Below are 12,856 nucleotides of genomic sequence, written 5' to 3'. Positions count from 1 at the left end.
CACTATGACCACCACTGTTGAGCCAACCGCTGTGGCCGCCGGCCGCGTCGCGCGGGTCATCGGCCCGGTCGTCGACGTGGAGTTCCCCGTCGACGCGATGCCGGACATCTACAACGCGCTGACCGTCGAGGTCGCCGACCCGGCCCAGGACGGGGCGAAGAAGACCCTGACCCTCGAGGTCGCGCAGCACCTCGGCGAGGGCCTGGTGCGCTCCATCTCCATGCAGCCCACCGACGGTCTGGTCCGCCAGGCCGCCGTGACCGACACCGGCGCCGGCATCACCGTGCCCGTCGGCGACGTCACCAAGGGCCGGGTGTTCAACACCCTCGGTCAGATCCTCAACGAGCCCGAGGCCGAGTCCGAGGTCACCGAGCGCTGGTCCATCCACCGCAAGGCCCCGGCCTTCGACCAGCTCGAGTCCAAGACCGAGATGTTCGAGACCGGTCTGAAGGTCGTCGACCTGCTGACCCCGTACGTCAAGGGCGGCAAGATCGGCCTGTTCGGCGGCGCGGGCGTCGGCAAGACCGTGCTCATCCAGGAAATGATCATGCGTGTGGCCAAGCTGCACGAGGGCGTTTCCGTGTTCGCCGGTGTCGGCGAGCGCACCCGTGAGGGCAACGACCTGATCGAGGAGATGGCCGAGTCCGGCGTGCTCCCGCAGACCGCGCTGGTCTTCGGCCAGATGGACGAGCCCCCGGGCACCCGGCTGCGGGTGGCCCTGGCCGGTCTGACCATGGCGGAGTACTTCCGCGATGTGCAGAAGCAGGACGTGCTGTTCTTCGTCGACAACATCTTCCGCTTCACCCAGGCCGGTTCCGAGGTCTCGACCCTGCTCGGCCGGATGCCCTCCGCGGTGGGATACCAGCCGAACCTGGCCGACGAGATGGGCCTTCTCCAGGAGCGCATCACCTCGACCCGTGGTCACTCCATCACCTCGATGCAGGCGATCTACGTCCCCGCGGACGACCTGACCGACCCGGCCCCGGCGAACGTCTTCGCGCACCTCGACGCGACGACGACGCTCTCCCGGCCGATCTCGGAGAAGGGCATCTACCCGGCGGTGGACCCGCTGGACTCGACGTCCCGGATCCTGGACCCGCGCTACATCTCGCAGGACCACTACGACTGCGCCTCGCGCGTGAAGTCGATCCTGCAGAAGTACAAGGACCTCCAGGACATCATCAACATCCTGGGCATCGACGAGCTCGGCGAGGAGGACAAGCTCACCGTCTTCCGCGCCCGTCGTATCGAGCGCTTCCTGTCGCAGAACACCCACGCGGCGAAGCAGTTCACCGGTCTCGACGGATCGGACGTGCCGCTGGACGAGTCCATCGCCGCGTTCAACGCGATCGCCGACGGTGAGTTCGACCACTTCCCCGAGCAGGCGTTCTTCATGTGCGGTGGCCTGGACGACCTCAAGGCCAAGGCCAAGGAGCTGGGCGTCTCCTGAGCCCGGTAGCTCCGCGAGAGGGGTGGGCCCGGTCCCGCCCCTCTCCGTACGCCCGTTATTCTTTGACGAAAGCCCTGCCCGACCCGGCAGGGAGAGACCCGAGGAGCCACGTTGGCTGCTGAGCTGCAGGTCGAGATGGTCGCGGCGGACCGTAGTGTCTGGTCCGGCACGGCCACCTTGGTCATCGCGCGCACCACATCGGGTGACATCGGCGTCATGCCCGGCCACCAGCCGCTGCTCGGTGTGCTGGAGTCCGGCCCGGTGACCATCCGTTCGGTCGACGGCGGGACGGTCGTGGCCGCGGTGCACGGTGGGTTCATCTCGTTCTCGGACGACAAGCTCTCACTGCTGGCCGAGGTCGCTGAGCTGTCCGACGAAATCGATGTGAAGCGCGCGGAGCGGGCGCTGGAGCGTGCCAAGTCGGAGGCGGACGCCGCCGCCGAGCGGCGCGCCGACGTCCGGCTGCGCGCGGTGGCGGGAGCGCACTGAGCCTGTCACGTACGGTCGGAAAACCTCAGCCGCGGACCTCGCTGGAGCTCCCCTTCAGCGGTCCGCGGCTGAGGCGATGCAGGTGCGGTTTTTCCGGATGACGCGAGGAGGTCGGTGAAGATGGTCCTCGCTCTGCTTGTGGGCGGCGTGGTCGTCGCGCTGGTGGTGGTGGGACTCTTCGTCTTCGGTCTCCGGCGGCGGCTGATCCAGCGGTCCGGCGGAACCTTCGACTGTTCGCTGCGCTGGGATCCACCGCCCAGCGAATCCGAGCCCAGCGGCAAGGGCTGGGTGTACGGCGTCGCCCGCTACAACGGTGACCGCGTCGAGTGGTTCCGGGTCTTCTCCTACGCGCCGCGGCCCCGGCGGACCCTGGAGCGCGCCTCGATCGAGGTGCTGGAGCGGCGCACCCCCAAGGGCGAGGAGGAGCTGGCGCTGCTCTCCGACGCGGTGGTGCTCGCCTGCCGGCACGGTGGCACCCGGCTGGAACTGGCCATGAGCGATGACGCCCTGACCGGCTTTCTGGCCTGGCTGGAGGCCGCTCCTCCCGGCCAGCGGGTCAACGTGGCCTGAAGCAGAAGGGGCGCGGGGCTGTGTCGATGTGCGGCTCCGCCGCGCGGGCGCGACCAGCCACGACGGCGCCGCAGTCGGCCGACGACCCGTCGCGACACTTCCAGCGGAGCGCTCAGCGCACGCCCAGTTCCTGGGCCAGTACCGCGGCCTGGACCCGGCTGCGCAGCTCCAGCTTGTTCAGCAGCCGGCTGACATGCGTCTTCACCGTCGCCTCCGCCATGGTGAGCCGCCCCGCGATCTGCGCGTTCGACAGCCCCTGCCCCAGACAGGCCAGCACCTCCCGCTCCCGCGGGGTGAGCGTGGCGAGCACCTCGGGGCTGGGCGTGGTGGGGGAGGGGACGGCCTGGGGCCGGGCGAACTCCGCGATCAGACGGCGGGTGACCGCGGTGGCGATCATGCCCTCGCCGCGCCCCACGGTACGGACCGCCTCGATCAGATCGGCCGCCTCGCTGTCCTTGAGCAGGAATCCGGCGGCGCCCGCGCGCAGCGCCCCGAAGACGTACTCGTCCAGGTCGAAGGTGGTCAGCACCAGCACGTCCGCCAGCTGCTCGGCGACCACCTGGCGGGTGGCGGACACCCCGTCCAGCCGGGGCATCTGGACATCCATGAGCACCACATCGGGGCGCAGCGCCCGGGCCATCTCCACCGCCTGGAGGCCGTCCACCGCCTCGCCGACCACCTCGACATCGGGGGCGGACCGCAGGATCAGCACCAGCCCGGAGCGGACCGAGCCCTGGTCCTCGGCGACCAGTACCCGGATCGGCTCGGACGCGGAACGGGCGGGCGGGGCGGACGGGGTCACGGCGGCTCCTGGTCGTCGAAGGGTCATGGCACACGCTGGGCGCTCAGGCTCTGAGCGCTCTCGTCGCCCAGCGGCAGCGCGGCCCGCACCTGCCACACCGTGCCCCCGGGCCCGGGGACCGGCCCGGCGTCGAGGGTGCCGCCGAGCAGGGACACGCGCTCGCGCATCCCGATCAGCCCGGTGCCGGAGCCGGGCGCCCGGGGGCCGTCGCGGTCGCCGTACGGGCTGATGACGCTCACCTCGAGCGGGCCGTCCGCGCGGTGCGCCAGCGTGACGTCCACCCGGCCGGGCGCGGCGTGCTTGAGGGCGTTGGTGAGCGACTCCTGGACGATGCGGTACGCGGCGAGCTCGACCGGGGCGGGCAGCGGGGCGGCGCCGTCCGGCCGCTCGTCGCACAGGACGATGTCCTGGCCGCCGGGGCGGGCGTTGGCGCGGGCCTGTTCCAGCAGGGTGTCGAGCGCGTCGAGGGTAGAGGTGGCGGCGGGTTCCGAGGTCTCCCCGGGGTCCCGCAGCAGCCCGATCAGCCGGCGCATCTCGGCCAGGCCGCGCACGCTGTTCTCCCGGATGACGCCGAGCGCCTCGTCGGTCGCGGCGGGGTCCTTCAGGGACAGGGCGGCGCTGGAGTGGATGGCGATGGCCGAGAGGTGGTTGGCCACCATGTCGTGGAGCTCGCGCGCCATCCGGGAGCGCTCGGAGGCCACCGCCTCCCGCCGGTCCAACTCGGCCAGCAGCGCGACGCGTTCGGTCTCCAGACGGGCGGCCTGGGCCTCTTCGCGGTGGTTGCGGACCACCGTCCCGGTCCACGCCGGGGTGACGACGAGGAGTCCGACGAACGCTCCGGCCAGCAGCGCCAGGGGGTCGTTGTAGACGGCCAGCGGCACCACGGTCACCAGCCCCGTGAGGAGCCAGCAGATCCGGGGGACGCGCTGGGCGGCGGTGGCGCCGGAATACACGACGGCCGCGTAGACCAGATCGGTGTACATCAGCATCGTCGCGGCCAGCCCGCCGCTGAGGATGTCGACGGCGAGTGCGACGGTCCCCACGCCCAGGCCGATGAGGGGCCTGGAGCGCCGCACCAGTTCGGTCGCCGAGACCACGAGCAGCGCGATCAGCCCCAGCCACCGGGGCGTATGAAAGAACGACGGATTGTTCTGCAGCCCCAGCGCCCACATCAGGGCCCCGCCGAACAGTCCGCCGAGACCGATCACGACGTCATGCTGGTGCGGGCGTGGGAGGTGGGGGCGGGACGGCATGGCACCCATCACACCATGTGGCGCGCCGGGCGGACCTCCCCCTTGGGGCCGGGCCCGCCGCCCGGCGGCGTACATCGAAGGATGCAGTCGGGTTTCATCGCCGCCGACGACGCGCGTGCCCCGGGCACCGGGGGAGGGTTGGGACCAAGGGCAGAGCGAGAGAGGAAACATCGTGGTTGTCGCGCTGATCATCGCTTGTGAGGTCGGCTTCTGGGTGCTGTTGGCCCTCGGCCTGCTGCTGCGCTATGTGGCGAAGATGCCGAAGGCGAGCACCGTGGTGCTGCTGTGCGAACCGCTGCTGGAGCTGGTGCTGTTCGTGACGACCGTGATCGACTTGAGGAACGGGGCCGAACCGGACTGGAAGCACGGCCTCGCCGCGGTCTACATCGGCTATTCGGCCGCGCTCGGCCATTCGACGATCAAATGGGTCGACGCCCGCGTGGCCCATCGCTTCTTCGGCGGGCCGCCGCCGGTCAAGCCCGCGAAGTACGGCGCGGGGAAGACGCTGCACGAGTGGAAGACCGCGGGTCGCTGGGTACTGGCCGCGGTCATCGCCATCGCACTGCTCCAGGGCGCGATCTGGTACGTCGGCGACGACGGTGAGATCGGCTCGCTGCGCGACTGGCAGCAGAAGATGCTGTTCCTGATCGGCGTCAACGTGGCCATCGCGCTCAGCTACACGCTCTTTCCGAAGCGGGAGCGCTCCGCGTCGTCTGCCCGCTAACCCCCGTAACGGGCAGACGACGCCGGGCCCCGCCCCGCCCCGTCGGCGCCGGCGACGCGCGATCCGCGCGGCCGGGCCGGCGGGGCCCGTGGTTTTTCAGCGGTTCTCGCCCGGGACCCACAGGACGTCGCCGACCTCCTTGTTGGCCGAGCGGGCCAGGATGAACAGCAGATCCGAGAGCCGGTTGAGATAGGTGGCGGTGAGCGCGTTCATCGAGTCCCCGTGCTCGGTGAGCGCCGCCCAGGTGGAGCGCTCGGCGCGGCGTACCACCGTGCACGCCTGGTGCAGCAGCGCCGCGCCCGGGGTGCCGCCCGGGAGGATGAAGCTGCGCAGCTTCTCCAGCCCCTCCAGGAAGCGGTCGCAGTCCGCCTCCAGCTTGTCGACATAGCTCTGTTCCACGCGCAGCGGCGGATGGGCGGGGTCCTCCACCACCGGTGTGCACAGGTCCGCGCCGACGTCGAACAGGTCGTTCTGGACGCGGACCAGCACCTTGACGACCTCGGCGGGCAGTTGGCCCAGTGCGATGGCCACCCCGATCGCGGCGTTCGCCTCGTTGGCGTCGGCGTACGCGCCGATCCGCGAATCGGTCTTGGCGGTGCGGCTCATGTCGCCGAGGGCGGTGGAGCCCGTGTCGCCGGTGCGCGTATAGATGCGGGTGAGATTGACCATGGCTCCGAGCCTACGCGGCGGCGTTACGCCCCGGCCTGCTGGAAGAGCCGTGCCCCCAGGGTGACGGCCACGGCCGCGAGCGCGGTGGCGACCAGCGCGGCCAGCGCGATCTTCCCGTCCCCGTACTCCCCGGCGAAGGCGGCCCGCACCCCGTCCACGAGATAGCGGAACGGTACGAAGTGCGAGGCGATGTCGAGCCAGCGGGGCCCGAGCGACATCGGCAGCAGGATGCCGGACAGCAGCATCGCGGGCATGGTGACGGAGTTGATGACCGGCGCGAACCCCTGCGGCGAGGACACCCGCATCGCCAGCGCGTAGGAGAGCGAGGCGAGCGAGATGGTCAGCACGCCGACGAAGACGAAGCCGATCGCCACGCCCAGCACCGGGGCGCGCAGCCCGAGCGCCACGGCGACGCACACCAGCGCCAGGGACTGCCACAGCAGCTGGACGACGTCCTTGAGCACCCGGCCCATCAGCAGCGCCAGCCGGCTGACCGGGGTCACCCGCATCCGCTCGATGACGCCCGTACGGCGCTCGAGGATCAGCCCGATCCCGGTGAACGAGGCGCTGAACAGGCCGAGTTGGACGAGGATGCCGGGGACGATGGTCTGCCAGGAGCTGGCCCGGCCGCCGAGCGGCAGATCGGTGAGCAGCGGGCCGAAGAAGACGAGGAAGAGCAGCGGCTGGATCATCCCGAAGATCAGGGCGGGTTTGGAGCGCAGCGTCTGGCGGGCGTAGCGGCCGAATATCAGGGCCGTGTCGGAGACGAGATGAGGCATGGGGCCTTGGTCCTCTGCTTGGGGTGGATCCGGGGCTCGCGGTAGGTGTCCGGGTCAGACGGCGAGCGGGGCGGGGTTCCGCGGGGTGGTGCCGCGTCCGGTGATGGCGATGAAGGCGTCCTGGAGGGTGGCGTCCGGTGCGCCGCCGTGCTCGGCCCTGAGCCGCTCCGCCGTCCCCTCGGCGGCCACCAGGCCCTGGTCGACGATGACCAGCCGGTCGGACAGCGCCTCCGCCTCGTCCAGGTAGTGGGTGGTCAGGAAGACCGTCATGCCGTGCTCGGCGCGCAGTCGGCGGATCAGCTGCCACAGATCGGCGCGGCTGCCGGGGTCGAGCCCGGTGGTCGGCTCGTCCAGGAAGAGCACCTCGGGCCGGTGGACCAGGCCGAGGGCGATGTCCAGCCGCCGCCGCTGGCCGCCGGAGAGCGCTGCGCAGGGGCGGTCCAGCAGCTCGGCCAGGCCAAGGTCGCGGGCCAGCTCCCCGGCGCGGGCGGCCGCCTCGGCCCTGCCCATCCGGTAGAGCCGCCCCTGGGTGACCAGTTCCTCCCGTACGGAGACGGTGGGGTCGACCCCGCCGGACTGGGCCACATAGCCGATCCGCCGGCGCACCCCGGCCGGATCGCGGGCGAGGTCGTGCCCGGCGACGGTGGCGCTGCCGCCGGTGGGCGGGAGCAGCGTGGTGAGCATGCGCAGCGTGGTGGTCTTGCCCGCTCCGTTGGGTCCGAGGAAGCCGAGGATCTCACCGCGCTCGACGGTCAGGTCGATACCGCGCACGGCTGCCACGGGGCCGCGCTTGGTCCGGAAGGTGTGGGTGAGGCCGTTCGTCGTGATGACTGCCATGGGACCCAGAAAAACAGAGCCGCACCAATTTTGCAATCACCCCAAAAATCAAGAAGCCCCAGCGAAGCTAGGATGAGGCCATGGCGGAAGGACTCAGGGAGCGGAAGAAGCGGCAGACCAAGCAGCACATCTCGGACATCGCGACCGGGCTGTTCATGGCGCGCGGCTTCGAGGCGGTCACGATCGCGGAGATCGCCGAGGCGGCCGAGGTCTCCGTCAACACGGTCTACAACTACTTCCCGACCAAGGAAGACCTCTTCGTCGACCGCGAGGAGGAGGTCGTCGACCGCCCCTCCCGGCTCGTACGGGAGCGCGCGGCCGGGCAGTCGGCGGCGCGGGCGCTGATGGACCAGCTGCGCCAGGACATCCGCGAACGCCACGCCTACGTCGGGCTGAGCGAGGGCTACGACCGGTTCCGGCAGGTCATCGTGGCGTCCCCGACGCTGATGGCCAGGCTCTTCACCATCCAGGGCAAGGCGGTCCACCAGCTCGGCGTCACCCTGCGCGAGGAGGCCGCCGCCGACCCCGGGGACCCCAGGCCCGAGTTCATCGCCCACCAGCTCGTCGGGTTGCAGAACGCGGTGCTGCGCTCGATCATCCGCGGGCTCGCGGAGGGCGGCGGTGTGGACGCCGTCGCCGAGGACGCCCTCCGTAAGGTCGACGTCATGGAGTCGCTCCTGAGCGACACGGTCCTCAACTATGCGGCGAAGAACACACCGTGACGCGCGTTACGAGGGCTGCCCGCGGGGGGTGAACGGACGTTAAGGTCCGGCACATCGGACTGTGACCAAGTCAGACGGAAACAGAAGGAGTGTGTCGTGGCCAAGAAGCTCGCGGTCATCGGAGCCGGACTCATGGGGTCCGGTATCGCGCAGGTCTCGGCCCAGGCCGGCTGGGACGTGGTGCTGCGCGATGTGACCGACGAGGCGCTGCGGCGCGGCACGGACACCATCCGGGCCTCGTACGACAAGTTCGTCTCCAAGGGCAAGCTGGGGGTGGAGGAGGCCGAGCGGGCGCTGGGCCGGATCACCACCACGACCGACCTGGACGCCGCCGCCGACGCGGATGTCGTGGTGGAGGCGGTCTTCGAGAGGATCGAGGTCAAGCGGGAGATCTTCGGCACCCTCGATGAACTGGTCAAGGACGACACGATCCTGGCCTCGAACACCTCGGCCATCCCGATCACCAAGATCGCCGCGGCCACCCGGCGCCCGGAGCGGGTCGTCGGCACCCACTTCTTCTCGCCGGTGCCGATGATGGGGCTGTGCGAGCTGGTGCGCGGGCACAAGACGAGCGATGAAACCCTCGCCGCCGCAAGGGAGTTCGCGGAGGGTGTCGGCAAGACCTGTATCGTCGTCAACCGCGATGTCGCGGGTTTCGTCACCACCCGGCTGATCTCCGCCCTCGTCGTGGAAGCGGCGAAGCTGTACGAGTCGGGGGTCGCCACGGCCGAGGACATCGACACCGCCTGCAAGCTGGGCTTCGGCCATGCGATGGGACCCCTCGCGACGGCCGACCTGACCGGCGTGGACATCCTGCTGCACGCCACCGACAACATCTACACCGAATCGCAGGACGAGAAGTTCGCACCGCCGGAGATCATGCGCCGGATGGTCGATGCGGGGGACGTCGGCCGGAAGAGCGGCGAGGGCTTCTACCGCTACTGAGGGCCTTGGTGCGGCGCCAGGCCCGGAATTCACCCTCCTGGGTGAATTCGGTATCGGTTCGCTTACAGACGGCAACTTCCTCGTGTGAGAGGCAGTCAGTTCTGTAGACAGAAATGGCGCATTGACGACACGACGCACCGTATTGGGGAGCGCATATGCACATCAGGGGCGACCACGCCGAGCTGGTCGTCGGGGGCCGACTGGACGTCCGGAGCGCGGCGGACGCCCGTACGGCCCTGCACACCGCCGTCGACGCGGGCGGCGGGGATCTCGTCCTCGACCTCACCGAACTGGACTCCTGGGACGCCACCGGGCTCGGAGTGATCATGGGCGCGCACCGCCGCGCGGGCCGGGTGGGCAGACGGCTGGTGCTGCGCGGGGTGCCGCCCCAGATGCAGCGGCTGCTGGTGGCCACCCGGCTGCACCGCATCCTCGCGATCGAAGGCGGACTGGAGGCGGAGTCCCTGCCGCGTGTCTGAGCGGCGGGGACCGCCCGCCCCGGGGGCGGTGGGTTACCCGGGGTGGCGCGGGCCCCCTCCGGCGCGGTGGATACTGTGAGCAGGTCCAGGCCGTCTGATACGGCCCGGGGTTCGGTGAGCGCCGGACACATTCCCTACGGCGGCACCGGACCAGAAGCGAAGGCAGGCCGGGGAGCCTTACAGCACGCCACGCATCTGGGGGGCAAGGACATTGGACCCGAAGAACCGCGGATCGCAGGAGCACGGCCACGACGAGGCCGCGCCGGGTGCCGCTTCCGGTGCGTCTTCCGGTGCGTCGCGTGCGGCGGGCAGCCCGGGCGACGGCTCGTCGCCGCGCCCGCCGGGGCCGACGGGGGACCTGTCGACGCCGCCCCTGGGCGCCCCGGTTCCCGGCGCGTCCGCCTCCTCCGCGTCCTCTCCCTCCTCCGCGCCCGCTTCCGCGTCCCCGGCCCGCACCGCGCGCATCATCGCCGGTGACCATCTGCTGACGGTCAACCCCGTTGACGGCAGCGAGATAGAACCCTGCCCGCCCGGAGAGCGCCCCGCCCGGCCCGAGCGCCACGGCCCCGACGAGCGGGCCGAGCTGCGCCGGGCCGCCGCCGCGCCCCGTCCGGCCGGCACCGTCGTGCCCGAGCTGCCGATGCTGGAGCGGGACGAGGAGCGGGAGCGGCTCGCCCGGCTGCTCGCCCGCGGCCGCTCGGTGCGGGTCACCGGGCCCTCCGGCGCCGGGCGCAGCACCCTGCTGGAGGCCGTCGCCTCCGACTGCGATCGGCTCGCCCCCGACGGTGTCGTACGCCTCTCCGGCTACCACCGCACCCCCACCGACCTCCTCCACGACCTCTACGCCGCCGTCCTCAGCGCCCCGCTCCACCGGCCGGACCGCGCGGAGCTGCTCGCGGCGGTCCAGGAGATCGGCGCGGTCGTCGTCCTGGACGACATCGAGTTCGGCGGCGCCGCGCTGGACGAGTTCCTCGACGCGACCCCCGAATGCGCGTTCCTGATCTCCGCCACCCCTGAAGTCCCGGCGCCGTCCCCCGACTCCCACCTGGAGGAGGTCTTCCTCTCCGGGCTCAGCCGTACGGCCGGACTCGAGCTGCTCGAGCGGGCCGCACGACGGCCCCTGGACGAGGACGAGGCGAGCTGGGCCGCGGACCTGTGGTTCGAGTCCGAGGGGCTGCCGCTGCGCTTCGTCCAGGCGGGCGCGCTGCTGCGGCAGCGGGACGCCCGGCGCGGCGACGCCTCCGCGCCGGAGGACGGGGGCGCGCTGCCCTCGATCGCCGAGGCGGCGTCCCCCGCCGCGCTGCTCGCCGGGCGGCTGAGCGAGGCGGCCCACGACGCCCTGCGGTTCGCGGTCGCGCTCGGCGGAGAATGCCCGGACCAGGTGCATCTGCGCGCGCTGTCCGCGGACACCCACGCGGACGCGGCCCTCGGCGAGCTGCTCGGCTGCGGCCTCGTCACCCCGGCCGGATCGCACTACCGGCTGGCGGCGCGCGTCACCGCCCAGCTCGCGGAGGCGGGCTACGCCGACGAGGACGCCGGGCGCGCGCACACCGTCGCCCAGCACTACGCCTGGTGGGCCGCGCACCCCTCCGTGGCCCCCGAGCGCGTCGCCGCCGAGGCCGACGCGATCCTCGCGGCGATGACCGCGCTCATCGGCAGCCGCGAGGCGGGCCACGCCGACGCCGCCGTGCTCCTGGCCCGCGCCGCCGCGCCCGCCCTCGCCGCGGCGCTGCACTGGGGCGCCTGGGAGCGCGCGGTGCGGCACGGCCAGGAGGCCGCGCGGCTGGCGGGACAGGTCGCGGACGAGGCGTACTTCCACCACGAGCTGGGCGTCCTCGCGCTGTGCACGGGCCATCTGGACCGGGCCCGCGCCGAGCTGGAGGCGTCCATCGGGCTGCGGGGCGTCCTCGCGGACAAGCGGGGCACGGTCGCGGGCCGGCGCGCGCTGGCGCTGGTCGCCGACCGCTCGCCCGGCTCGGCGATGGCCGGGGCGTTCGGGACGAGCGGTGCGAACCGTAAGGACGACGCGGCGCCCCCGGCGGCCGACGGAGCGCCGGACGACACCGAGACCACGATCGTCACTCCGAAGGTGGCGACGACGCCGCCGCCGGCCGCCATGGGCGGCACGGCGGCGACGGCGGCGACGGCGGCGACGGCGGCGACGGCGGCGACGGCGGCGACGGCGGCGACGAGGGCGGTGACCGCGGCGATTCCGTCCGCCTCCCGGACCTCGGTGGCCGCCCCCGCCACCCCCACGGCCCCCACCGCTGCCTCCGCCCCCGCCGGGCCCTCGGGCACCAAGCCGGGCGGTCTGCGGCGGCTGGCGGCGCGCGGTGCCCGGCGCAATGTGGTCGCGGCGGGGGCTGGTGTGCTGCTGGTGGCCGTGCTCGGCACCGTGGTGACCCTGGGCGCCACCTCGGGCGACGACTCCGACAGCCCGGCCGACAAGGTCAAGCCGGACCGTTCGGCCAGTCAGCGCGACGACGACAAGGGCCTGACCGCCGACGAGCCCACGAGCGGCACCGGCCAAGCCCCCCAGCCGGGCCTCAGCGGGGTGCCGAAGGCGTCCACGTCCCCGACCGCGCCCAGCGGCAGCGGCTCGCCCAGCGGCTCCACGGCGACCGGCGGCCCGTCGTCCACCAGCGGCTCCCCCTCGGACACCGGGCGGCCGCCCTCGCCGCCGTCCTCGCACCCCACGACCTCCGGCCCGCGGCCGACGACCAAGCCGCCGACGACCAAGCCGCCGACGCCTACCGGCGAGCCCACCAAGCCGACGCCCACGACGTCGTCCCCGACCACGACCCCCACCGGGGACACCTCGACCACGGCGAGCGCTCCCACGACCCACGCGCCGTCGAGCACGGCCACGCCGGTCGCGTAGCGGTGCGGGGGCGGTGCGGGGGCGACGGATCGCGCCAGGGGGCGCCCCGACCCGGTGGCGTGATCTGATCGGCTCAGGGGGGGGCGGACGCCTGCGGCGGGCTGTTCCCCTCCCCGCCCCTTCCCGAAACTGGGGCTCAGCCCCAGGGCCCTGCTCCTCAATCGCCGGAGGGGCTGGAGGGTGGGGCTCAGCCCCAGGGCCCTGCTCCTCAATCGCCGGAGGGGCTGGAAGGTGGGGCTCAGCCCCAGGGCCCTGC

Annotated in this window: 13 protein-coding genes; 8 read left to right on the top strand and 5 right to left on the bottom strand. The window is 72.4% G+C overall.

The genetic code is table 11. The features are described from left to right. Positions 1 to 4 precede the first annotated feature (4 nt). From atpD to LIV37_RS17215, 3 genes are all read left to right on the top strand, one after another. Positions 5 to 1,450: a F0F1 ATP synthase subunit beta gene (atpD, locus tag LIV37_RS17225; RefSeq protein ID WP_121824841.1), complete on the top strand. Its 1,446-nt coding sequence runs from the start codon at positions 5 to 7 to the stop codon at positions 1,448 to 1,450. 111 nt (positions 1,451 to 1,561) lie between these two features. Then, positions 1,562 to 1,939, top strand: a complete 378-nt coding sequence (locus LIV37_RS17220; RefSeq protein ID WP_020868402.1) for a F0F1 ATP synthase subunit epsilon — start codon at positions 1,562 to 1,564, stop codon at positions 1,937 to 1,939. 120 nt (positions 1,940 to 2,059) lie between these two features. Beyond that, positions 2,060 to 2,509, top strand: a complete 450-nt coding sequence (locus LIV37_RS17215) for a DUF2550 domain-containing protein (protein WP_121825403.1) — start codon at positions 2,060 to 2,062, stop codon at positions 2,507 to 2,509. 112 nt (positions 2,510 to 2,621) lie between these two features. Here the strand turns inward: LIV37_RS17215 and LIV37_RS17210 are convergent, their stop codons facing one another. Both LIV37_RS17210 and LIV37_RS17205 read right to left on the bottom strand, forming a co-directional pair. Continuing rightward, the gene (locus tag LIV37_RS17210; RefSeq protein ID WP_020868400.1) at positions 2,622 to 3,311 is read right to left on the bottom strand and encodes a response regulator; all 690 of its coding nucleotides are present in this window, start codon (positions 3,309 to 3,311) and stop codon (positions 2,622 to 2,624) included. A 23-nt stretch (positions 3,312 to 3,334) separates the two neighbouring features. Continuing rightward, positions 3,335 to 4,564, bottom strand: a complete 1,230-nt coding sequence (locus tag LIV37_RS17205; RefSeq protein WP_121825404.1) for a sensor histidine kinase — start codon at positions 4,562 to 4,564, stop codon at positions 3,335 to 3,337. 172 nt (positions 4,565 to 4,736) lie between these two features. On the opposite strand from LIV37_RS17205, the gene LIV37_RS17200 reads away from it, so the two are divergent. Continuing rightward, positions 4,737 to 5,288 carry a hypothetical protein gene (locus tag LIV37_RS17200; protein ID WP_020868398.1) on the top strand — a complete coding sequence of 184 codons (552 nt, stop codon included), beginning with the start codon at positions 4,737 to 4,739 and terminating at the stop codon, positions 5,286 to 5,288. A 96-nt stretch (positions 5,289 to 5,384) separates the two neighbouring features. On the opposite strand, the gene LIV37_RS17195 is transcribed toward LIV37_RS17200, so the two are convergent. The 3 genes from LIV37_RS17195 to LIV37_RS17185 are packed head-to-tail and all read right to left on the bottom strand — an operon-like array spanning position 5,385 to position 7,573. Then, entirely contained in the window at positions 5,385 to 5,957 is a 573-nt protein-coding gene (locus LIV37_RS17195) for a cob(I)yrinic acid a,c-diamide adenosyltransferase (RefSeq protein ID WP_020868397.1), read from the bottom strand. A gap of 23 nt (positions 5,958 to 5,980) precedes the next feature. Further along, the gene (locus LIV37_RS17190) at positions 5,981 to 6,736 is read right to left on the bottom strand and encodes an ABC transporter permease (RefSeq protein WP_020868396.1); all 756 of its coding nucleotides are present in this window, start codon (positions 6,734 to 6,736) and stop codon (positions 5,981 to 5,983) included. Between the two features lie 54 nt (positions 6,737 to 6,790). Continuing rightward, entirely contained in the window at positions 6,791 to 7,573 is a 783-nt protein-coding gene (locus LIV37_RS17185) for an ABC transporter ATP-binding protein (protein ID WP_020868395.1), read from the bottom strand. 80 nt (positions 7,574 to 7,653) lie between these two features. On the opposite strand from LIV37_RS17185, the gene LIV37_RS17180 reads away from it, so the two are divergent. The 4 genes from LIV37_RS17180 to LIV37_RS17165 all read left to right on the top strand — a co-directional run bounded on the left by LIV37_RS17180 (position 7,654) and on the right by LIV37_RS17165 (position 12,600). After that, complete coding sequence (locus LIV37_RS17180) at positions 7,654 to 8,295, top strand: TetR/AcrR family transcriptional regulator (RefSeq protein ID WP_020868394.1); 642 nt, start codon at positions 7,654 to 7,656, stop codon at positions 8,293 to 8,295. Between the two features lie 96 nt (positions 8,296 to 8,391). Then, on the top strand, positions 8,392 to 9,240 hold the full coding sequence (locus LIV37_RS17175; RefSeq protein ID WP_020868393.1) for a 3-hydroxyacyl-CoA dehydrogenase family protein: 849 nt from the start codon (positions 8,392 to 8,394) through the stop codon (positions 9,238 to 9,240). Between the two features lie 155 nt (positions 9,241 to 9,395). Continuing rightward, a complete protein-coding gene (locus LIV37_RS17170; protein WP_014054940.1) occupies positions 9,396 to 9,719 on the top strand; it encodes an STAS domain-containing protein in 324 nt (107 codons plus the stop codon). Positions 9,720 to 9,930: 211 nt separating this feature from the next. Next, entirely contained in the window at positions 9,931 to 12,600 is a 2,670-nt protein-coding gene (locus tag LIV37_RS17165) for an ATP-binding protein (protein ID WP_158634903.1), read from the top strand. Positions 12,601 to 12,856: the final 256 nt, after the last annotated feature.

The sequence above is a fragment of the Streptomyces rapamycinicus NRRL 5491 genome (genome assembly GCF_024298965.1).
Lineage (GTDB): Bacteria > Actinomycetota > Actinomycetes > Streptomycetales > Streptomycetaceae > Streptomyces > Streptomyces rapamycinicus.
The sequence above is the reverse complement of the archived record's forward strand: the minus strand, read 5'-3'. Positions and strand labels throughout refer to the sequence as shown.

Coding starts and splice junctions, on each gene's coding strand:
- atpD (WP_121824841.1), top strand. CDS start 5: ATGACCACCACTGTTGAGCCAACCGCTGTGGCCGCCGGCCGCGTCGCG.
- LIV37_RS17215 (WP_121825403.1), top strand. CDS start 2,060: ATGGTCCTCGCTCTGCTTGTGGGCGGCGTGGTCGTCGCGCTGGTGGTG.
- LIV37_RS17205 (WP_121825404.1), bottom strand. CDS start 4,564: ATGCCGTCCCGCCCCCACCTCCCACGCCCGCACCAGCATGACGTCGTG.
- LIV37_RS17195 (WP_020868397.1), bottom strand. CDS start 5,957: ATGGTCAATCTCACCCGCATCTATACGCGCACCGGCGACACGGGCTCC.
- LIV37_RS17190 (WP_020868396.1), bottom strand. CDS start 6,736: ATGCCTCATCTCGTCTCCGACACGGCCCTGATATTCGGCCGCTACGCC.
- LIV37_RS17185 (WP_020868395.1), bottom strand. CDS start 7,573: ATGGCAGTCATCACGACGAACGGCCTCACCCACACCTTCCGGACCAAG.
- LIV37_RS17180 (WP_020868394.1), top strand. CDS start 7,654: ATGGCGGAAGGACTCAGGGAGCGGAAGAAGCGGCAGACCAAGCAGCAC.
- LIV37_RS17170 (WP_014054940.1), top strand. CDS start 9,396: ATGCACATCAGGGGCGACCACGCCGAGCTGGTCGTCGGGGGCCGACTG.